At 40.5% G+C, this 21,440-nt stretch carries 22 protein-coding genes and 1 pseudogene; 6 read left to right on the top strand and 17 right to left on the bottom strand.

All coding sequences use genetic code 11. The annotated features are described in order from the left end of the window. The first annotated feature begins 44 nt into the window (after positions 1–44). On the top strand, positions 45–1,262 hold the full coding sequence (locus tag LC608_RS03995) for an ABC transporter permease (protein ID WP_229552287.1): 1,218 nt from the start codon (positions 45–47) through the stop codon (positions 1,260–1,262). A 4-nt stretch (positions 1,263–1,266) separates the two neighbouring features. Here LC608_RS03995 and LC608_RS03990 read toward each other — a convergent pair whose 3' ends face one another. From LC608_RS03990 to LC608_RS03955, 9 genes and pseudogenes are all read right to left on the bottom strand, one after another. After that, complete coding sequence (locus LC608_RS03990; RefSeq protein WP_229552286.1) at positions 1,267–1,722, bottom strand: response regulator; 456 nt, start codon at positions 1,720–1,722, stop codon at positions 1,267–1,269. 87 nt (positions 1,723–1,809) lie between these two features. Continuing rightward, positions 1,810–1,902: pseudogene (locus tag LC608_RS37455) on the bottom strand (hypothetical protein); the annotation flags it as partial. Between the two features lie 265 nt (positions 1,903–2,167). After that, entirely contained in the window at positions 2,168–2,539 is a 372-nt protein-coding gene (locus LC608_RS03985; RefSeq protein ID WP_229552285.1) for a fasciclin domain-containing protein, read from the bottom strand. Positions 2,540–3,069: 530 nt separating this feature from the next. After that, positions 3,070–3,681, bottom strand: a complete 612-nt coding sequence (locus LC608_RS03980; protein ID WP_229552284.1) for a hypothetical protein — start codon at positions 3,679–3,681, stop codon at positions 3,070–3,072. A gap of 45 nt (positions 3,682–3,726) precedes the next feature. Further along, a complete protein-coding gene (locus LC608_RS03975) occupies positions 3,727–4,752 on the bottom strand; it encodes a glucokinase (protein ID WP_229552283.1) in 1,026 nt (341 codons plus the stop codon). Positions 4,753–4,836: 84 nt separating this feature from the next. Then, complete coding sequence (locus LC608_RS03970; RefSeq protein ID WP_229552282.1) at positions 4,837–5,484, bottom strand: histidine phosphatase family protein; 648 nt, start codon at positions 5,482–5,484, stop codon at positions 4,837–4,839. Between the two features lie 167 nt (positions 5,485–5,651). After that, positions 5,652–5,999 (bottom strand): DUF1493 family protein, encoded by a 348-nt coding sequence (locus LC608_RS03965; RefSeq protein WP_229552281.1) that lies wholly within the window; start codon positions 5,997–5,999, stop codon positions 5,652–5,654. A gap of 158 nt (positions 6,000–6,157) precedes the next feature. Further along, entirely contained in the window at positions 6,158–6,721 is a 564-nt protein-coding gene (locus LC608_RS03960) for a Uma2 family endonuclease (protein WP_229552280.1), read from the bottom strand. Between the two features lie 33 nt (positions 6,722–6,754). Beyond that, complete coding sequence (locus LC608_RS03955) at positions 6,755–7,486, bottom strand: ABC transporter ATP-binding protein (RefSeq protein WP_229552279.1); 732 nt, start codon at positions 7,484–7,486, stop codon at positions 6,755–6,757. Between the two features lie 300 nt (positions 7,487–7,786). Between LC608_RS03955 and LC608_RS03950 the strand changes: the two genes are divergently transcribed. After that, a complete protein-coding gene (locus tag LC608_RS03950) occupies positions 7,787–8,638 on the top strand; it encodes a DUF4351 domain-containing protein (protein ID WP_229552278.1) in 852 nt (283 codons plus the stop codon). A gap of 48 nt (positions 8,639–8,686) precedes the next feature. Continuing rightward, positions 8,687–9,028, top strand: a complete 342-nt coding sequence (locus LC608_RS03945) for a DUF4351 domain-containing protein (protein ID WP_229552277.1) — start codon at positions 8,687–8,689, stop codon at positions 9,026–9,028. Here the strand turns inward: LC608_RS03945 and LC608_RS03940 are convergent. The 7 genes from LC608_RS03940 to LC608_RS03910 all read right to left on the bottom strand — a co-directional run bounded on the left by LC608_RS03940 (position 8,939) and on the right by LC608_RS03910 (position 15,059). Further along, positions 8,939–9,730, bottom strand: coding sequence for an ABC transporter ATP-binding protein (locus LC608_RS03940; protein WP_229552276.1), 792 nt, complete (start codon positions 9,728–9,730; stop codon positions 8,939–8,941). The two genes, LC608_RS03945 and LC608_RS03940, sit on opposite strands and share 90 nt — an antisense overlap. A 54-nt stretch (positions 9,731–9,784) precedes the next feature. Continuing rightward, positions 9,785–10,732, bottom strand: a complete 948-nt coding sequence (locus LC608_RS03935; RefSeq protein ID WP_229552275.1) for a branched-chain amino acid ABC transporter permease — start codon at positions 10,730–10,732, stop codon at positions 9,785–9,787. Positions 10,733–10,781: 49 nt separating this feature from the next. Continuing rightward, on the bottom strand, positions 10,782–11,384 hold the full coding sequence (locus tag LC608_RS03930) for a Uma2 family endonuclease (protein WP_229552274.1): 603 nt from the start codon (positions 11,382–11,384) through the stop codon (positions 10,782–10,784). A gap of 9 nt (positions 11,385–11,393) precedes the next feature. Further along, a complete protein-coding gene (locus LC608_RS03925) occupies positions 11,394–12,344 on the bottom strand; it encodes a branched-chain amino acid ABC transporter permease (protein WP_229552273.1) in 951 nt (316 codons plus the stop codon). Between the two features lie 7 nt (positions 12,345–12,351). Next, a complete protein-coding gene (locus LC608_RS03920) occupies positions 12,352–13,599 on the bottom strand; it encodes an ABC transporter substrate-binding protein (RefSeq protein ID WP_229552272.1) in 1,248 nt (415 codons plus the stop codon). Between the two features lie 414 nt (positions 13,600–14,013). Next, positions 14,014–14,340, bottom strand: a complete 327-nt coding sequence (locus LC608_RS03915) for a DUF6464 family protein (protein WP_229552271.1) — start codon at positions 14,338–14,340, stop codon at positions 14,014–14,016. Between the two features lie 224 nt (positions 14,341–14,564). After that, the gene (locus LC608_RS03910; RefSeq protein ID WP_229552270.1) at positions 14,565–15,059 is read right to left on the bottom strand and encodes a hypothetical protein; all 495 of its coding nucleotides are present in this window, start codon (positions 15,057–15,059) and stop codon (positions 14,565–14,567) included. A 222-nt stretch (positions 15,060–15,281) separates the two neighbouring features. Between LC608_RS03910 and LC608_RS03905 the strand changes: the two genes are divergently transcribed. Further along, positions 15,282–15,701 carry a GNAT family N-acetyltransferase gene (locus LC608_RS03905; RefSeq protein WP_308189824.1) on the top strand — a complete coding sequence of 140 codons (420 nt, stop codon included), beginning with the start codon at positions 15,282–15,284 and terminating at the stop codon, positions 15,699–15,701. An 81-nt stretch (positions 15,702–15,782) separates the two neighbouring features. On the opposite strand, the gene LC608_RS03900 is transcribed toward LC608_RS03905, so the two are convergent. Then, on the bottom strand, positions 15,783–16,808 hold the full coding sequence (locus tag LC608_RS03900) for a 1-acyl-sn-glycerol-3-phosphate acyltransferase (RefSeq protein WP_229552268.1): 1,026 nt from the start codon (positions 16,806–16,808) through the stop codon (positions 15,783–15,785). A 643-nt stretch (positions 16,809–17,451) separates the two neighbouring features. On the opposite strand from LC608_RS03900, the gene LC608_RS03895 reads away from it, so the two are divergent. Both LC608_RS03895 and LC608_RS03890 read left to right on the top strand, forming a co-directional pair. Further along, positions 17,452–17,706, top strand: a complete 255-nt coding sequence (locus tag LC608_RS03895; RefSeq protein ID WP_229552267.1) for a DNA-binding transcriptional regulator — start codon at positions 17,452–17,454, stop codon at positions 17,704–17,706. A gap of 1 nt (position 17,707) precedes the next feature. Next, a complete protein-coding gene (locus LC608_RS03890; protein ID WP_229552266.1) occupies positions 17,708–21,439 on the top strand; it encodes a PAS domain S-box protein in 3,732 nt (1,243 codons plus the stop codon). The last annotated feature ends 1 nt before the right edge of the window (position 21,440 follow it).

The raw sequence follows: 21,440 nt of genomic DNA, 5'->3' as shown, positions 1-21,440 counted from the left end.
TACGTCGCTACCGCTACGCTAACGTAATTCGTAATTTTTAAGAGATGAATTTTTTAGAAAGCATTCAAATGGCAGGTAAAACCCTGCTGTCAAATAAATTGCGTAGCGCCCTCACTATGTTGGGTATAGTTATTGGCAACGCCTCAGTGATTGCCATGATTGGTATTGGCGAAGGTGGGCAAAGATACGTTAACAAACAGCTGGAGTCACTAGGGCCAAATGTGCTATTTGTACTGCCAGGGAATCGAGAAACTCAGCGTATCTCCTTTGAAGTTCCAAAAACTTTGGTGTTACAAGATGCTGAAGCGATCGCCTCTCAAGTACCAACAGTAGTAGGAGTTGCGCCAGAGTTAAACAGGAGACAAGTAGTTGTATACCGCAACAGAAATACCGATGTTAACATCATTGGCACAACTCCCAGTTTCCTGTCGGTGCGGGATTTTGAAACTGATAAAGGCAGGTTTTTCTCTGAGGTAGACATTAAACGAAGTAACCAAGTTGTTGTGCTAGGTGGAGACTTGGCAGAAAAACTATTCGGTAATAGTAACGCCATCGGTCAACAATTGCGAGTTGGAAATACTAGTTTTCAAGTGATTGGGACGTTAATCGCTAAAGGTTCCAGTGTGGGAGCAGATTATGATGATGCTGCTTTAATACCGATCACGACTTCAGCAAACCGACTTGTGGGAAAGAATTCTCCCTATGGTATTGCTTTAGATTATCTCGTTACTGCTGCTCGTGATTCAGAGAGTGTGGATGCAGCAGAGTTTCAAATTACTAATTTGTTGCGTCTACGGCACAAAATTAATGGTGAAGATGACTTTACTATCCGTTCTCAAAAGGATGCTTTGCAAACTGTCGGTCAAATCACAGGTGCATTGACAATTATGCTAGCTGCGATCGCTGGCATATCTTTGTTTGTTGGCGGCATTGGTATCATGAATATTATGCTTGTCTCCGTCACCGAACGCACTCAAGAAATCGGATTGAGAAAAGCGATTGGGGCAACTGAGCAAGATATTTTGCTACAGTTCATCATTGAGGCAGTAATAGTTTCCGCAGCTGGCGGTTTAGTTGGGACTGCGGTTGGCGTCAGTGGCATTCTATTAGTGGGAGCCTTGACTCCCTTAGAAGCGGCACTTTCTCCAACAGCGATTGCTATGGCAGTTGGTGTCTCTGGTGGTATTGGTTTATTCTTTGGTGTTGTTCCTGCACGTCGCGCTGCTAAACTCGACCCGATTGTGGCTTTAAGAAGTGCTTAGTCTACTAGTGTAAAACTAATACATCGGGGCAAAATTTTTCCCCCACATCTTGCTGTACTTGATTCATAATCATGGAAACAAATTTGTCAAGGTCAAATGGTTTGAGTAAATATTCTTCAAACTCTACATCTGGAATTTGGTCATAAGTACCTGTGGTAGATGTTGAAGTCACAATGATTGGAATATGATTTCCATCGTCTGCTTGCATAGCACTCAATGTATTTAGCAATGTATAAATACTTTCACCCAAGAACCTAATTTCACAGACAAGAATGTTGGGTGTGAACCAACTCAGGATTTCTAAAGCTTCTTTTACCGAACCTGTGGTAATGACATTTGCGCTCAAGTCTTCCAGTAAAAGGGCGTACAAATCTCTACTATCGCGATCGTTGTCTACAACGAGTACTTCTACACCTTTAAGTATCCCATCTGCCAAGCAAAAGCCATTGATTAAATTCATAACAAGACCTGCCATTAAAGCTCTAAGTGCAAAGTGGGTTGAAAAATGAATAAGTAGAGATGTGAAATTGCACTGAGGCAACAATAAAGTGGCTTCAATTTCCTGCCTACTAGCAGCCGTCACTTCACAATTGCTATGCAGGCAATCGAGTAGTAACTGATTAGCATTTCCTGATAGCAGCTGCTACAACGCCAGTAAACTCCTCGCGAATTGATGTGACGGAGTAAAGCATTTGAACAGTAAATACAAGCATATTTGCCCTTCATAAACTGATTTATTTTTGTAGATATATGATTTTGCCTGCAACCAGTAATCAAATGAGTTGGACTTGTTAAAAAATATTTCATTTTCAAAGTAAATTGTTAAATCAATTTAGCTATATTGTTGATTATTGACTATAGATAGTTTCTAGCTTACACACGTTATTCACTATCTATACATTTATTCATTGAGGAATCAACAATGATGTGGATGACACGGTTATCATCAACAGCATCGGATTTTGAGGCTGTTGCTTATAATCTGCATTGAAACTATGAAAAGGGTCAATTTTCAAACTTGAACCTTCAATCGGCTTTATGGGCATCACCTTGCCGGAAACAATATGATAAGTCAGGAGTTCCTGGAGCTTATTAATATTCTTAAGCAATGTATCTACAGTATCTGCTGGAAGCTTTGCAAAAGCTTGATTTGTGGATGCAGAGGCAATAAATGAGTCAACACCTTTGAGAGTATCTATCAAATTGGCAGCCTTGATTGCATCAACTAGGGTGCTAAAAGAACCAGAAGTAACGGTAGTATCAGTAGTGTTAGCCATTTATTTCACTTGGTTTTATTTAATTTGGTCATGAATGATTATTAGCATAACATCCTAGTGTTAGAAATCATGTTTTAATAAGCGGTTGAGTAGCGTATAAGTTGTATAATCTAAAATTAAATAATTAAAAATACAGCAGAATTTAGCAGTTAGAAGTTTGGAGTTAATGGAAAAATATTGTTAGTGACAATCCAAAATTTTTATCCGGTTTGTCAGAGTGAAACTGTCACACTCCCCGACATCCTGCCCAGAACTGAAGTTCAGGACTTCAGCTATGAGACTCGGAATTCATTTCAAGGCGGGATAGAAACGCAGTGCGAGATTTATTAATGATATGGCTGCGGCAAGACTTGTGTGTAACCGTAGCTTTCCAAGGGGGAAAAAGGGGGATAAATTCTACTTTTTACACCACCATAGCCTTTTAGGAAAGAGGTATTGAAGAATGGAAGTGAGGTCAAAGTATATCGCATACAAATAAAAAGCGCTATATTAGCCACATAATTGATTGCAAGGCTAATATAGTATAGGTTTTAGTTATTTGGCTTTTTCAAAACTACATGGAAAGAATTTAAATATCCCGTAATGGTTTTAGCTAATGTCTTTTGCTGTTTTTTTGTAGTTATTGCCATTACTTGATATAACCTTCCTTCAGCAACATACATTCTACTTCTAGTAATTTTCCCTCCGGAATTAATATACTCAATTTCTTTGCCAGGATGATTATTAGAACTACGAATATTCCTTTGACTAATTAAATTGCTTTTCGTAGTCTTTAAAGCCATATCCCGTGCATTATTAAGTAAAGCTTGGGGGTCAGTTATTTGACCATAACTATAAGGAAAATCATTGTAAGCAACTATGTATGCTACTTGCTGTTTTGGTGGTTGAGCGGCAAATATTTGTAAGGTAATTTCCCCCATGTAAGTTTTTTGGTATTGAGTATTTCTGTTGGGGTTTCCCGGCATCAAAATACTAAAGCGTCCATCTAGAGCAGTGTATAACTTCCATTGTGGCTGCACGGGTTGAGAAACCTTTGGTTTGACAACAGCCGCCGGAGGCTTAGGTTGACGCGCTTCCACAAAAACAGAGCCACCACAGACGAGTGTGGCGGCGATTAGTGGCAACAGACTTTTAATTGTCATATTTTTTGCCTTTCGAGATGCTGATCTCACTGATGATGCTAGCTGTTATAACCTAGCAGCACATAAAGCAGCACCTATTAGCCCCACTTGCGGGTTGAGGATAACATACACGGGGATCTCTTCAAGGAGGCGGCGCATCCTGCCTTTTTGGGTGAAATTTAATAAGAAACCGTTGTTTTCAATTAAGGGCAGGATTTTGGGCGCAATTCCACCAGCAATATATAAGCCACCGTAAGGTAAGAGTTTAAGGGCAAGATTGCCAGCTTCTGTACCGTAAGCCTCTATAAATAATTGCAAAGTTTGTTCACACAGGCGATCGCGTTTTTCTAGTGCAGCTGTACCAATAACAGCACCAGGATCGACACTTTTCTCTTCCTGTCCCGCTTCTTGTTCCCAAGTTCTGACGACTTGGGCAATATCTGGTGATTCGGCGGCAAATTTGCGATCGCGCAAAAACTGGTAAATTGCCACAATTCCCATTCCAGAAACCACGCGTTCCACAGAAACGCGCTGGATATCATGTTTACCTAACAGGTATCTCAAGAGTTGAAACTCGATCTCGTTTCGAGGGGCAAAGTCAGCGTGTCCACCTTCTGAGGGAAAAACTTGATAGTCTTTTCCTTGTTTAATTAAAAATCCTTGCCCTAAACCAGTACCTGCACCAATAATTGCAATGGGGGTTTCGGGTTGAGGTTTGCCAACTTGCAAGGTGTGCAAGTCTTCTTGTTGTAAACCTGAAATGCCATAGCCAACGGCGGCGAAGTCGTTAATCAAAGAAATATGTGGGATACCCAATTCTTCTTCTAAACGTTCGGTATCTAGGAACCAGGCTAAATTGGTCAGTTTGGCAGTATTTTTGACAATGGGGCCTGCGATCGCAAAACAAGCCTTTTCTGGTACTGGCGTGTTAGCTTTGGCCAAAAACTTTTGCACTATTGGTACTAAATCAGGAAAATCGGCACTGTGGTAACTTTCCTGATAAATAGTATGTATTGCTGGTGAGTCTGATTTTTCAACCAATTGCAGAATAGTTTTCGTACCGCCGATGTCTCCTGCTAGTAACAAAGTCATAGAATTTATTAGTGAATTAAATTACTTTTTTGTAAGATATACCCAACCTAGCAGAAGTCATGAACGCAAATCTCTATCAGAGGTTTAAGCAAATCGAATAACTTCTTCTATGTGGGTTAAATGGGAAGTATCTCCTTTTAGTTCTAATAACCATTCTGGATCTTCGCGTACCACTTTCACTAGGGAACATAAAGAAGCCTTGACTTCTGTTTTGGCAATTTCCCCCACTAACCCCATTGCTCCCCCTAAAACCGATGCGCCGTGTGCTATTAGCAGGATATCTTCTGGGAAGAACTCAGTAGCTAAACATCTCGCAGTTTGCCCAGAACGTTCTCGCACTTTTTCGTGAGTTTCAGGATATTTGGCGGCGATGCGCGAAGTGTAGCTGGTGTCAATTCTGGGGAATAACTCTGCTAATCCTGGAGTTGAGAGTCTTTCGGGTTCTTCTGTCATCCAAACTGGATTTAGCCATTCACTCAAGCCTGTTTCCAATTTGATCGGCAAGTTGAGCATTTCTGCAACTGCGTTTGCCGTCTGTACAGTTCGCAGGAAAGGAGATGCGAAAATATGGGTAATCTTTTCTCCCTTTAATCGTTTAGCTAGTTGTTGTGCCTGCACCATACCATCATCAGACAAGGGTGGATCGTAGCGTCGTTCGGCGGTGAGAAACCAATCGGGGTTTACGAAGTCGAGGCGGTTAGCGTGTCTTGCTATCCAGACTATTTGACTCATGGGTTTAATTATTCCGGTGAATAGAATTCGCCGCTAAACAAATATATAGATATCTGCAAGGAGGGCTATAAATATTCATATATTATGACAAAATTGTAATAATTTTTAATAATACTAACTATTAGGAAAAGTTATAAGTAGAAATTAGTTGAGATTGTGTAAAGAACTCAAATGTAAGTACCAGACTGGGACGGTTCAAACCAAACTCCACGCTCAATAACTGATAGTAGATGGCTGACGGTAATTGTTTTGAGTGTGCCGTGACGTTTGCGATAGTAACATTCAAAAAGTAGAGAAAATAAATGTGGTTCTTCGTGGAAGTAATGGTAAAAAACAAACCCCTGCCAATCTATGCCAAACTGTTCAGCAATTTTACAAAATAGTGCATCAACATCATCACCATATATTTTGAGGTCTTCCCGAAGCCGTGTATTAAGAGTAATATCTTTTGCTTGCACACCCAGTTCATTAGAAAGAATTGCTGCAAGTTGGTTAAATCTATCTGTAAATGACATAAGCTTTTCAGGTGACAAACTCCACTAGTAACAATCTTATCAACAAAGGAATTGTTACCAGGTAATACTGGTCAAGCGTCTATAGTCTGGTAGCAAGATAGCGTTATTGTAGCTATCCCTTTGGTATCCCAAAGCTATATAGGAACTTATACAATTGCTTATAACTTCAACCATCCAAATAGTTGCCCTACAGTTAACTTAAAACCGCTAACCAAATCGGGAACTGGTAATATTTCTTGTTCTCCTTGTAAAAGTTCTGGTTGCTGCTTTGGTGGATAGACTAAAACAGAGCGATCGCCTGGATCAATTAACCAACCTAAACGACTGCCATGTTTTAAACAATGTAGAATATTTCCGGTTACTTTAGTCTGGCTTTGTTCTGGCGAAAGAATCTCAATCGTCCAGTCTGGATACGTGTGAAAAACATTTGCCACCTCTCCACTTTCATCTAAGGGAATCCGTTCCCAAGCAAACACAGCTACATCAGGGACAATTGAACGTCCGCCAAAAGTACACCGCAGTTCTGGGAAAGCTAAGGCAATCTTTCTACTTTCAACTATCTCGTTTATACCTGTGACTAACTTCCCCTGTAATTTACTATGTTTTCCTTGAGGCATTGGCTTTTGAATAATTTGACCGTTGATGTATTCTGAGCTAGGCTTTGTTTCTGGTAGTTTCAAAAACTCTTCTAAAGTTAGAGGTTTAGTTGGTGATTTTACCATCTGCTTGTACCTGGTAAATTTTCATTTAATTAATTACCCTAAATAAGCTTTTTTAACTCGCTCATCACTAATCAATTCTGATGCAGCACCCGTTAAAGTTATAGAACCAGCTTCTAAAACATAACCGCGATCAGCAATTTGTAATGCCAGATTAGCATTTTGTTCAACTAACAGAATAGTCACGCCTGTAGCCCGGAGATTTTCAATAATAGAGAAGATTTCTCGGACGATCGCAGGTGCTAAACCTAAGCTAGGCTCATCTAAAAGTAATAGTTGTGGTTTACTCATGACAGCACGAGCGATCGCTAACATTTGTTGTTCACCACCACTGAGGGTTCCTGCTAGTTGATTGCGTCTTTGTGACAAGCGCGGAAATAGCTCAAATTGGCGCTGAATATCTGCTTTTATCTCAGCTTGATTGGAGCGAATATAAGCACCCAAAAGCAAATTATCAAATACTGTCTGCCGCGCTAATACTCTGCGTCCTTCAGGACAATGGGCGATGCCAAGTTGTACAACTTCGTGAGTTTGGCGGCGGTTAATATTATGTCCATTATAGATAATTACGCCACTCTTAGGATTAACTACTTTAGATATGGCGCGGAGTGTGGTAGTTTTACCAGCACCATTAGCACCAATTAGAGTAACCACCTCGCCTTTTTGAATAATTAAATTAATTTTTTTCAGAGCTTGGATACCGCCATAATTAACATCAAGTTCTTGAACTTCTAAAATTGTATAGTTTGGCTTACTATCGGCTTTCATCGGCGGTTTACATCCAGAAATATTGATTCAAAACCTAAGATACATTAAACCGCTTCGCGGAGTCATTAGTCATTAGTCATTAGTCCAAGAGATACCACGCCCACAAGGGACATGGTTTGAATTAGTCCGATATGATTAGTTTTTTCGCCCACTAAGAGCGAGGTATGTACCAAAAACTCTTCATCAATCATACATTTCTTAAAACAGTGCGTAGACATTGCTTCAACTTAAAAATTAACGCCATAATACTGCAATCTTTATGATGTACCATTAATTACTGATAAAGATATCAAGCGTCCTGTGGCAAAAGTAGCAGATATTGGTAGCAAACGACTAATTAATTTAGCTCCCGATGCATGGGTACAGTGGGTGACACAGCGTCCTGAAGTCGTGGCGAAAGAAATTCTTGGCTCTGAGTTTCACTGGATTAGCCGCGAAACAGATGTGTTGGTGAAAGCATACAGTGCTACTCACGGAGATTTTCTGGTACTTAATGAACTACAGTTGCGTTACACGGCACAGATGCCTCTACGGATGAGAGCTTATGCTGCCTTGGCACAAGAACGCTACCGATTGCCAACTTACCCAGTACTGATCAACATTTTACCGCCCCCATCCACCTTAACTATTGTCAATAGTTACGAGCAGGAATTTTTGGGATTACGTGCTATCCAAGATTATCGCGTGATTAATTTGTGGGAAATCGATGCTGAAATAGTATTTGAGCAATCACTACCATCGTTGTTACCCTTTGTGCCAATCCTGCGAGGAGGGGGAGAAGTATCAGTTGTGCAACGCGCATTACAGGCGCTACGAGCAGATGCACAGTTGAATGAGTTAGAATCATTACTGGCATTTTTTGCTAGCTTTGTGTTAGACACGCCTTTAGTGCAACAAATCATGAGGTGGGATATGGCAGTATTGCGAGAATCGCCTTGGTATCAAGAAATTGAGCAAAGAGGTATTCAGCTAGGTCTTCAGCAGGGTGTACAACGGCAGTTAGTAAGAGTATTGCGACGACGCTTTGGTGAAATTCCCCATGAAGTAGAAGCAAGGCTTGAGAGCGAAAGTGTGGAAAAATTAGAAAATTTAATGGATAGCGCGATCGCTGTGAATTCTTTAGAAGAATTTATCCGAAGTTTGTCTGCTTAAATTTTACAGGCGCGATCGCCTTTAGTGCAACAAATCATGAGGTGGGATATGGCAGTATTGCCAGAATCGCCTTGGTATCAGGAAATTGAGCAAAGAGGTATTCAGCAGCGTGCGCTACGGCAGCTAATCCGGGTATTGCAACAACGCTTTGGCGAAATTCCTCATGAAGTGGAAGTAAGGCTTGAGGGCGAGAATGTGGAAGAATTAGAAACTTTAATGGATAGTGCTGTTAGCGGAGCTTACCGGAGGTATCGCTGTGAGTTCTTTAGACGAATTTGTAGTAACTTTGTCTACATTAATTCATTCATTTCCCAGATAAGCTTCAATTACAGCCGGATCATTTCTAACAACTGCTGGTTCACCCAATGCAATCAATTGCCCAAAATCTAACACTGCAATGCGATCGCACAAACCCATAACCAAGGGTACATGGTGTTCTATAAGGATGATCGTTAAATTGAAGCGATCGCGCAGGCTACGGATAAATTCACTGAGTTGCTGTTTTTCGTTGGGGTTCATCCCCGCAGCAGGTTCATCGAGAAGTAAGACTTGCGGTTTTAATGCTAAAGCGCGGGCAATTTCTAAGCGACGTTGATCACCGTAGGCGAAGTTTTTGGCTTTTTCGTCAGCGCGATCGCTTAATCCCACTAAATCCAATAAATCTAAAGCTTTCTGCTTAGTTTTAAGTTCTTCACTAGGCGCTGGTGGTAATCCCAAAACTCCTGCAATCATATTACTTTTAGTGTGTAAATGCCGAGCAATAATTACATTTTCTAACGCCGATAATTCTCCAAACAAGCGGATATTTTGAAAGGTACGGGCGATACCTAAAGCAGCAATTTGATGAGGACGCAGTTGAGAAAGTTCCGCACCTTGATAAATTAATTTCCCGCCAGAAGGTGGAATGAAAGCAGTAATCAAATTAAACAGTGTTGTTTTACCAGCACCATTAGGGCCAATCAGTCCAAAAATCTCATATTTATTTACACTAAAAGATACATTATTTACCGCCACTAAACCACCAAAGCGGCGAGTCAATGCTCTTGCTTCTAAGATAATACTGCTGTTAATTTCTAGAATACTATGTGACATTTTTGCATATTATTATGAATATAAAACTTACGCAATAACTCTCTAAAACTTTTCTTACTTCGCGCCCTTTGCAGTTCGTTTTTCCATGATTTTCCGTCTTTTAAAAATATCTGGAGTAATTAGCCCTTGGGGAAAAAATATTGTACCTATTACTATTAATAAGCCAAAAATAATTAATCTCCCATCGCGCAAAAATTGTGCAAGCCAATTAGGTAAACCACCAGTATCAGCTAGGCTTCGTAGAATCTCTGGTAAGGCTGTAAATACCATACCTCCGACTACCGGCCCTAAAAAAGTTCTCGAACCACCAATCAAAACAAAAGTTAAATATATAATGCTGCTATCAAAAGTACCTTGACGAGCATTCCAAGTATTAAGAAAGTGGGCGCTAATTGCACCTACAACGCCTGCAAGGATAGCCCCTAATGTAAATGCCAAAACTTTGTAATAAGTAGGATCAATTCCCATTGCACCCGCAGCTAATTCATCTTCGCGGATAGCAATAAAAGCCCTTCCTACACGGATGCGTTCTAAACGATAAAACAGCACCATACTAATTAATAGTAAGGGCAAAGCAATCCATAAATATTCAATTGGTGTTTGGAAAGGTTGAGGAATGCCAAAAATGCCAACAGCACCGCCAGTAATATCTAAATTCAGGGAGATGACGCGCAGAACTTCCACAAAAGCGATAGTAGCGATCGCTAAATAAATTCCTCGCAATCTTAACGCTGGAATTCCTACTATTACACCCAATACACCACAAATTACACCAGCAATTAACATCTCCAATAACAACAAGGGAATAGGAAATAAACTACTGCTAGATGTAAAAAATTTGGTGGATAAAATTGCTGCAATATACCCACCTAAAGCATAAAATCCTGGACTAGCTAAAGATAATTGCCCTGTCATTAGCGGTAAGTAAAGTGATAACCCTACTAGCGCCCCCAATACCATAGAGACAATTAGAGAACCATAAGTAGCGAAAAAATCAGCCATTTTAAAAAATTATGATTAAGCTTAATCAAACTATCGCTTTTATAACCTATTAAGATGTTAATATTTGGTCTGCTGTCAGCGCCAGTTCAGGAAAACTTCGTGACACAATCCGTTCTGAACCACTAAACAGTGTCCGTTGATATTTTCTCTCAGCATCTAATAGAAAAACAAATACAGCCGGAACTTTTGGATTTCCTAAATACTCTCTTAGCCCAATTGCCAAATAATCTACAATCCAATATTCTGTAATACCTAAGCGTTGATATTCATCCAATTTATCAATGTAGTCATCTTCCCAATTAGTTGATGTCACTTCTACAGCTAACTGGATAGGTTCTTCAAGTGCAGAGTAAGTAGAACGATTTGAGCGCCATGTATCTTTATCTATGACACTTACATCAGGCTTGCGCCCTTGCTCTATTCCATTAGCAGTTATAGTTTTAAAGACTGCTGTGTTATTAACTACATAATTTAAGTTTAGTCGCCTAATTTCATCATTGAAACCAAACAATATAAAATTGGCGACATCATCATGATTTCTGGTTGCACGCACTTCTACAATTTCTCCATCTATAAGTTCATATAAACCTTCCTCTGGACACTGTTGTAAAAATTGATCGAAAGTTAGTTTTTGTCTGGTGTATGTTTTCATAGTGCTACATCAAACTTTTTGAATAAACCGCCGCCCTAGTAAACCTTGGGGTCTAACTAATAGCATGATAAACAAAATTCCAAAGGCTACTGCGTCTTTATATCCAGAGAATTCTGAAGGAACAAACGCCTCGACTAATCCAATTACTAAGCCTCCCACCACTGCACCGGGAATACTACCTAAACCACCTAAGACTATTACCGCTAAACCCCGCAAACCAAAAGCAATGCCGAAATATGGCCCAGCAATACTAACACTAGAAGCAACTAAAGTTCCTGCTAATCCTGCTAAAAAACTGCTGATGAAGAATGTTAGGATGATAAAGCGATCGCTATTAATTCCTAACAAACTAGCTGTAGTTGGATCTTCTGCGATCGCTTGCATTGCCTTACCATATTTAGTCCGATTAATAAAATAGGTAAGAATTGCCACAATCACCACTGATACAGCAAAAATTACCACCTGAACGCTGCGAATAGGAATTGGATTATCTGCACTACCAAAATTAATCGCAGGTGGTAAATTACCGTAAGTATTTGCGGGGTATGTGTAACTTTCTGCGCCTACTAAATACTGAATTAAATTTACAATTACGACTCCTACCCCCAAGCTAGAAACAACAGTTAGCAAGGGATCAGATCCCTGACGGCGCAAAGGTTGAAAAGCAACCCGTTCCATCACTACCCCTACCAATCCTGCCAAGGTACTTGCTAAAATCAAGGCTATAGCAAATGGTAATTTTATCGGTAAGCCTGCATTAGCCAGCAAGCCGTTAAATCCAAAGCTACCACCCATAAGTGCATAAGTAAAATATGCACCCAAGGTAAAAATCGCGCCATGAGCTAAATTAATGATGCCCAAAATGGAATAAACTAAAGTATATCCCAACGCAAAAATTGCATAGATACTACCGATAGATAATCCGTTCAAAAATTGTTGCAGAAATACAGTTATATCCATGTTGCAACTATTTTATAAATACGAACTTTCCAGTATTTCCATCTTTATCCATCTTAATTTGGGCAACGTAAAATTCCTTTTGAATCACATCACCGACTGGTGTAAAAGCAATCTCACCTAAAGGAGTATCATACTTTCCAGCTAATATTTGCTTGTTCAATTCTGTCCGCAGTTTATCAAGAGGTAATGTGCTGATTTTGGTTTTTTTATCCAACTCTTTAAGCGCTTCAACATACACCTGTACCGCAGCAAAAGATTGACCAGTAAATTGGGCTGGTTCTTTCTTATATTGCTCAATATAGGTTTGCCGAAATACCTTATTAATCTCACCAGGATATTCAGGACTGTAAGCTTGAGCAATCAGCACACCATCGCACAGTGCTTTGCACACTGATAAAACATTTGGTGTATTCAGACCATTACCACCAATAATTATGCCTTTATAACCCAGTTCTCGCAGTTGTCGCACTAAGTTACCGCCATCAGCCGCTAGCCCCGAAATAATTACTAAATCTGGTTTTAAGTTAAGTGCATTGGTAGCTTGGGCTTGAAAGTCTGTATCAGTAGTTTGGAACTTTTGAACTGTTACTAATTCTAGCCCTTGTTCTTTTACTGCTTTTTGAAAAATCTCCGTTTCCGATTTATTAAATGCATCATTTTGGGCGTAAAAAACTGCTACTTTTTTAATTTGAGGATTCTGCTTGAGTGCAGCTTTCAGCGAATTAGGGGCAACTATAGAGACGGGGGCAGATACACGAGCTACATAATCACCGATTTCTGGAATTCCGTTTGCGGTATTTGATGCGCCAATAACTGGGACTTTAGCACGTTCGGCGATGGGGTCAGCACTAAAAGCTTGCTGTGACAAAGTAGGTCCAACAATACCGACAACTTTATCTTTGTTAATTAAAGTTTGAAAAGCGTTAATTGCTCCAGCTTCATCACCGCTAGTATCTTGGCTTACCAATTTAATCGGAGTGCCATTAATACCGCCTTTACTATTGAAATACTTCTCGGCAATTCTGGCTCCCACGAATCCCTCTTGACCAAGTAATGCTACGTTGCTCGTTTGTGCTAAGGCAATACCGATGGGAATAGCACCTGATGTAGTCGTAGTCTGGGTGGTGTTAGTTGTAGTGTTATTTGTAGTACTATCTGGGGAATTTGTTACAGAACCACCGCCACCACCACAGCCTGTTAGTAGTAAAGCGCAAGTTGATAATAATGCTGTTGTCTGAGCGATCGCGTTGTTCATCGTTAGATAATCATGTAGTTATTAGATATTCGGCAAAAGCTAATAGCAATTTTCATCATCTGCAAAGAAAATGACGCAGATTTCCACTTTTGCACGAATTATATTAAATCATTCTTATTTGACCATGCAAACACAAATATTCAAAGTGTTTGTAAATACAAATTATAATTAGCCATCATTTTACCATTCCCAGGTAAAACTTGGGAATCGTTAACCGTGAGTGCTATCAGGTGTCAGATGTTCGAGTCAAACAAAGCACTTTTTGTTAATATTGGTCCATAGTTACAACGGTTTTTCTTTAGGGTGAAGGGTAGGATTAGTTTAGGACATCGAATAAATTTCTCTCTCTCCAGTAATGCCCTTCCCCTCCTTCAGTAATTTGAGATTGTTTGAGTATTAGGCAGGTAAAACTTATTAAGCCCTTTTTTCACTACCAGCTAATTCCTTAGGTTCGTAGTGACGGCAACTATTACAAGGCCCTTCAGGATTGACAGCACAACGCATGTAGCCAGATCGGGCATTAAATTTGCAGCTGATATCGCCAATTAGATAACCCACGCCTTCTAAATAATAGCGATCGCCTTCTACAGGTCTAAGGTTTTGTCGCCTCTGCATCGCTGGAAAATTCATGGCTGCTTGTCTGAGTCGTAAGCGCGATCGGGCATGGGTTTTGCGGATCGCCCACAGAGAAATCAGGGACGGTAAAAAACCAACGGCAATCACTAAAAGTGTCTTTAACACCTTCTTTTTACCTCTTCTATGCGCTGATTGATTGTCCCTGATGTTGCACTCTGGTTTTACGGAAGTGCAAATACTAGGGCAGGCTTGCCTACTTCATACCACAGTTCGTACCAATTAGCAATAGCAATGTGGTGAGTAATTTTGAGGAAGAATTTCCTTCTGCCACTTCAATCAGCATAACTGTTAAAACCTCAGGGGTGATCTGCCGTTGAATGTTGATAATTTTAAGATTTGTTGACTAATACCTTTTTGAAGAAGTGTTTTGTGCCAGGTTTAGCCCCATTCTTGTTTTTTCTGTGTCGCTGCGATGCTAATCTTTTTTTGGTTTGCTGACGAAGTTGCTGTGCTAGCAGTGCGGCTTCCCTTTCAGCTCGGAATAAATCAACTTTTCGCGTTGTCAAAATAAATGATTCGTTAGACTTTCGTTTTACCCAAGGCACCCTAACTGCGAAATACTGACAAATATTTTTGCATAGCTCCTTTATCAAGAATGGGTAAGGTTTTTGAGTATTCAGCGTGTTAGCGATCGCTTTCAACTCTAATATCGCTGCTTCTAACTCTTGTGCCATCTGATTGATGCGTTCGACTTGGGTTATAAAACGCTCCCGTTCACTGATGATTTTTTTTTCTTGGGGTTGCAGTGGCACTATACCAGTAATTACAGATGTAGGCTGGAACAGCAAAATGGGCTTTTTGTCCGTGTCTTGGATTTTTTTCATATTACCTCAAGCAAGACTAGCTGACTTTTAAGGCATTTTAGCAGCTATTAGTATACTTGTACTACAAAAATTGTATATATGAAGTTTAATCTGAGAAATTCTGCTGTATATAGCTTTTCCTAATCAAATGAGGCTGATAAAATTTCTATTAAAGTTTTTTATGAATTAATTATCTTCTTTATGAGACTAAGAATATACGAAATAGCTGATACCAAAGAAATTATGAAATTGTTCTACGACACTGTTCATGAAGTGAATATTCACGATTACACACAAGAACAAGTAGATGCTTGGGCACCAGCACAAATGGATATTGACGTTTGGATTAAAGGTTTAGGAAGTAAGTTTACTTATGTAGCAGAGGAGCAGGATAAAATTATTGGTTTTGGGGAATTAGAAGCTAATGGGCATATTGACCGTTTTTACTGTCATAAAGATTTTCAAAGAAAAGGGATTGGTAAGAAAATCTTAGAACAGGTTGAATCAAAAGCAAACTCTTTGGGGATTGAAAAGTTATTTGTAGAAGCTAGTATTACAGCCAAGATTTTTTTTGAAAGCCAGAATTTTATTGTTGTGAAACAGCAAGAGGTAGAACGTAGAGGGCAAAAACTGATAAATTTTATTATGGAAAAATCAATTTAATAATTACTAATTTTTTTATGCAAACAAGTAAATTATTTATTTTGTAAAAAATTGACTCAAATCCACTGGATAAGTTTAAATTTATTTCAATAACTGATTAATTTTAATTTGCAGTTTTTCTCGTAATTGTTGCGCCTGCCGATAAGCTACTGTACGCTCTTTGTTTGAATAGTTGTGCAATTCTGCGGGTTCCAAAGGCTGAATAAAGTAATGCAGGCGAGTTCTCATTGCCCAAACTCCCATTGAAGGAAATAGAATTAAGGCAAGCATTAAAGGCGAGATAGGCAAAAATGGTAATTTGACTAGTCGTTGCAATTTTTTGACATTAACAGCCCAAGGATGTAAAGATTCACTACCGATGCAAATTACTGGCAGAATAGGAATTTGATAGCGATCGCTCAACTTAATAAAACTTCCATCAAACTTTTCTAGTTGATAGCGTCTCTTCCAACCTTTCCGAGGGCCGCGGATACCTTCGGGTGCATATAAGACAGTTTTACCTTGGGCGGTAGCTGCTTCATAATCATCTAATTCGGCTCGCACACCACCCAAAACTTGCGACCATTTAGGTGGTAGCCACCAAATTATCCAAGGATGCTCAAATAATACTGGACTTGCTACGGGTTGTACCACCCATCCTCTAGCTTCACTTAATAGATAACCCAAGGCCAAGAAATCCCAAGGAAAACTCATCCCTGCGTGGTTCATTGCCACAATCAATGGCCCTGTTTGCGGCAAGTTTTCGACTTGTTGTAATTCTCCACGAAAATAATATTTGACGATGGGAGCGAGAACTTCTTTGCCAAAAGCTTGTTGATATTTGGGATCAAATTCACTAATTTCTGTTCGAGGTGAACGAAAACCAAGACGCAACCAACGACTCAGCAGCGCCAGATAAAATCCGCCAGGAATTAAAAATAATCCATATTCAAACCAATTCCAACCGTCTGGATTGGTATGATAATGCTGCCAATGACGGTTAAATATAATTAGCCAGCCTGGAGGATACCAAAGACAAAACCAATCAAACCAGTTAAATATATAGTCTTCAACTGGTGCATTTTCTAATTGAGTCTTTAGGAGGTTTTCAGAGTGTTGATTAATCAAAACTAATGATATTAATTAAACACAAATTTTATTTAAATCTTATTATAGCTTTATAAATTTACTATTGGTATCTTACCTTAGAAGTTGTTTTAAAAGTGTTTGGCTGTAATTTTAGGCACTTATTGCTCCCCCCTAACCCCCTTAAAGCGGGGGTAACTGGAATCAAAGTCCCCCTTTTTAAGGGGGATTTAAAACGTTCTGCTACTAACCAGAGGACTTTTAAAACATCCTCTTAGAAGTAAAATTAACTACATGTTTTGGAAAGATAATATTAAGTATGTTATGAAGCATGACTGTGTAATACACCACCCATAGATTTTTGGCGATGCATGAACCTTGAAAATTCTCAGAGCGTTTATAACAATACTATTTTGGCATCACGAACCTGAGAAAATTTAATTTTTATTTTATAGTTAGCTGATACAGTTATTTTGTCTCAACACTTTTTTGTCACACCACCTTAAAACAGTTAACAGTTATCAGAAGTATGGCGGGGACTTAAATCGGTGAACAGTAATTGATCAAGGTTGATAAGTAATATTGGTATTTAGCCAAAAGATGAAGTTGATAATAACTAATGACAGTTTAAATTCTTCCTCAAGCTGGAGACAGATGGCGAGACACCTGTCTTACTCTTCCTATTATGGAACTAGGAAAGTCACTAAAAATTTCAGATTTAATCCGTGAACTTCGGCAGCAGCTAGATCTCTCCCAGGAGAAGTTTGCAGCCAAGTTAGGAGTTTCCCTACGTACAGTTAATCGCTGGGAGAACGGATCTACAGTGCCTTCACAAATGGCACTAAAGCTAATTGAAGAAATGTTACAGAAAATGGGCCAACCAGGCAAAAGACTACTGAACGAGTATCTCCTAAAGGCGGAGCAACGGGAGGACTCTTAAGATGATGGTCAAAGTACTCGAAAAAATTTTGATGATGCGCTCTTGGTTACTAACATACAGCGTGATGATTCTGGCAGTCATAGCGGCGCTACTGTTGACGCGACTGTTGTTGCCAGTCTTCGATCCGAGCGTATTTACATTATTTTATGCTGCCGTGGCAATCAGTGCTTGGTATGGCGGCATGGGACTTGGAGTACTAGCGATCGCTCTTTCTGTTACAACTGCTCTCTATTTTTTGATCGAGCCAGTCTACTCGTTCAATTTCCTCAGCCCGAACGTCTTGGTACGATTAACCTCGTTTTCACTAGTATCTTTCTTAATTACCGCCCTCTCTTCAGAGTTGCGAACTGCCAGACACAAAGCAGAAACAAGCCTAAAGTTGTTGCAAAATAGCGAAATGCGGTTTAGCCGACTGGCAGAATCCAACATCATTGGAGTTATCGTAACTGATATGAGCAACGGCTCGATCATGGAAGCCAATGATGCTTTTCTGAAGATGGTCGGCTATACGCGAAAAGACTTTGACGCTAACCAAATAAACTGGCGCGAGATTACCCCAGACGAATATCTTTTATTGAGTGAGCGTTCAGTAAAAGAACTCAGAACAACCGGAGTATGTAAACCCTTTGAGAAGGAATATATCTGCAAAAATGGCGATCGCATTGCCGTTCTGCTCGGTTCTGTTGTCCTGGGAGATACTCAAGAAACGGTCATTGGCTTCGTTGTTGATTTGAGCGAACGCAAACAAGCCCAAGCGGCATTACAGCAAGCCAATGAGCGGAACACACGCACTCTAGAAAACATGAGTGATGCATTTATTACTTTAGACCGGGATTGGCGAATCATCTACCAAAATGCCGAAGCAGAGCGAATTAACCGCAAATCCCGGACAGAGGTTATCGGTAAGTCGCACTGGGAGGAGTGGTCTGCATCAGTAGGCACTAATGTAGAGCGGCAGTACCGACGGGCAATGGCAGAACAGATTCCCGTCCACTTCGAGCATCATTACTACTTGCCGTCCAAGTATGACCTGTGGCTGGAGATTCACGCCTACCCTTGTGAGGATGGTCTTGACATTTTCTTCCGTGACATCAGCCAACGCAAGCAAGTAGAGAAAGCAATCCAAGCAAGTGAAGAACGCCTCAAAAGTTTTTTCCAAGCGAATATAGTTGGTATTCTCTTTGCTGATGTGAATGGTAGAATTACTGAAGCCAACGACGAGTTCTTGCGAATTGTGGGCTATACCCAAGCAGATATCCAGGCAGGCAGACTACGCTGGACTGATATCACGCCTCCTGAGTACCAATATTTAGATGAACTGGCTATTGCCGAGGCAACAGCGAAGGGAACCTGTACTCCTTATGAGAAGAAATGCATTCGCAAGGATGGTTCTATTGTCCCAGTTGTAGTTGGCTACTCTGTATTAGGCCAATCTCAACAGAACTCGGTTGCATTGATTCTTGATATCAGCGATCTCCAGCAAGCTAAAAAAGCGCTGAGTCAGAGTCAAGAGCAATTTCAAGCTTTTATGGACAATATTCCCGCCGCAGCGTGGATTACGAATGCAGACGGGCGTGTACTTTACCTCAGTCCAACTTATCTAAGTACATTCGATGTAGCAACAAATAAGGCGATTAATAAAAATATTTTTGACCTATACCCAGCCCAAATCGCTCAACCCTTCCTCGATAACATTAGAATGGTTTCTCAGACGAATCAGGTTTTTGAAGCGATCGAGTCTGCCCCACGCACAGATGGCACCCTCGGCGAATTTTTGGTATATAAGTTTCCCATTGCAAATGCATCTGGGCAAAGCCTGGTAGGAGGGGTTGCAGTTGACATCACCGAACGCGAACGCGCCCTTCGTGAACGTCAGCTTGCTGAACTTGCCTTGCAAGAGCGCAGTGAAAGACTCAAGCTGCTTTCTGAAACAACCAGTGATTTGCTTTCAACCGAGCGCCCCTTGGATCTAATGAACAGCTTGTTTAGCAAACTCTCGGCGCAGATGGATTTGCATTTTTACTTTCACTATTTAATTGAGACGCACGGAAATAAACAGAAACTTCGGTTAGTAGGCTGGAACGGCATTACTGATGAAGTATTTCAAGCAATTCAATATTTAGAATTTAATCAAGGTATTTGCGGACAAGTGGCACAAGAACGCCGTCAAATCGTCCTCAATGATGTGTTGCACTCTAACCATCCAAATACCGACATCCTTACTGCTTTGGGAATCACAGCTTATGCAGGTCAACCATTAATTGCTCAGGGAAAGCTGCTTGGTGTCCTCTCCTTTGCTAGTCGCACCCGTACCCGCTTCACTTCTGAGGAAATTGCCCTGCTACAAGCAACCTCCGATCAGGTGGCGGTTGCTCTGGAACGCTCTCAGTTGATGGCTTCGTTACAGCAGCAAAAAGAGCAATTAGTCCAAGCTAACCGAATCAAAGATGAATTTTTGGCGGTTCTTTCCCACGAACTTCGCACGCCGCTAAACCCGATCCTGGGATGGTCGAAGTTACTGCAAACTAAAAAGTATGATGAAGCAACCACCACTCGCGCTCTCGAAACCATTGAGCGCAATGCCAAGCTTCAGACTCAACTAATTGAAGATTTGTTGGATGTCTCTCGCATTTTGCAAGGTAAACTCAGTCTGAATATTGCTCCTGTGAATCTAGAAACTGCGATCGCATCCGCAATAGAAACAGTCCGTCTAGCTGCCCAAGCCAAATCTATCAATTTGCGATTTACAATTTTAGATTTTGGATTACAAAATCCTCATAGAAATTTAGATATCGATTTTAACAAGCAACCTGACAAGCTAAAATCCCAAATCCAAGTTGCGCTTCTAGCGTCCCAAACGGGCGATCCAAAATTCCTAGTAACTGGTGATTCAGGCCGCTTGCAGCAAGTTATCTGGAATCTACTTTCCAATGCTATTAAGTTTACGCCCCAAGGTGGACAGGTAGAAATCAGTTTACAGTCTATTGGTTCTCAGGCTCAACTTCGAGTCAGTGACACAGGTAAGGGAATTAGCCCAGATTTTTTACCATTCGTATTTGACTACTTCCGACAAGCTGATGGTGCAACTACCAGGAAATTTGGCGGACTGGGATTAGGATTAGCTATTGTCCGTCACATCGTAGAGCTACATGGCGGCACAGTTAAGGCAGAAAGTTTGGGCGAAGAACAGGGAGCAACCTTTACAGTCATGTTACCTCTAATGAAGACTCATTTTAATAGCCATCAAATTGATAGACAACTTGATGATTCGCCCGATCTAAATGGAGTAAAAGTTCTCCTTGTGGATGATGAACGTGATACGCGAGAGTTAATTGCTTTCATTTTAGAGCAGTCTGGTGCAATCGTAACTCAGACCGCATCTGCTATGGAAGCACTACGAATCATACCTGAGTTCCAGCCAAATCTGCTGTTAAGCGACATTGGAATGCCGGAAGTAGACGGCTATATGCTGATGCGTAGAATCAGAGCTATGTCACCAGAGATGGGAGGGACAATTCCAGCGATCGCCCTTACAGCTTATGCAGCTGAGGCTGATCATCAACAGGCAATCGCCGCCGGATTTGGGCAGCATATCACCAAGCCTGTGGAGCCAGCGAAATTAGTTCGAGCGATCGCTAACCTGATTTGTAGTTGTGGCGATCTGAAAACTAACTTACAATCCTTGGAAGCTCGAAAAAGACATAATTCATTCACAAACGAACAGCACACTTGAA

Origin of the sequence: Nostoc sp. XA010 (genome assembly GCF_020829625.1) — a bacterium.
Classification (GTDB): domain Bacteria; phylum Cyanobacteriota; class Cyanobacteriia; order Cyanobacteriales; family Nostocaceae; genus Nostoc.
This window is presented reverse-complemented; position numbering and strand designations above follow the sequence as displayed.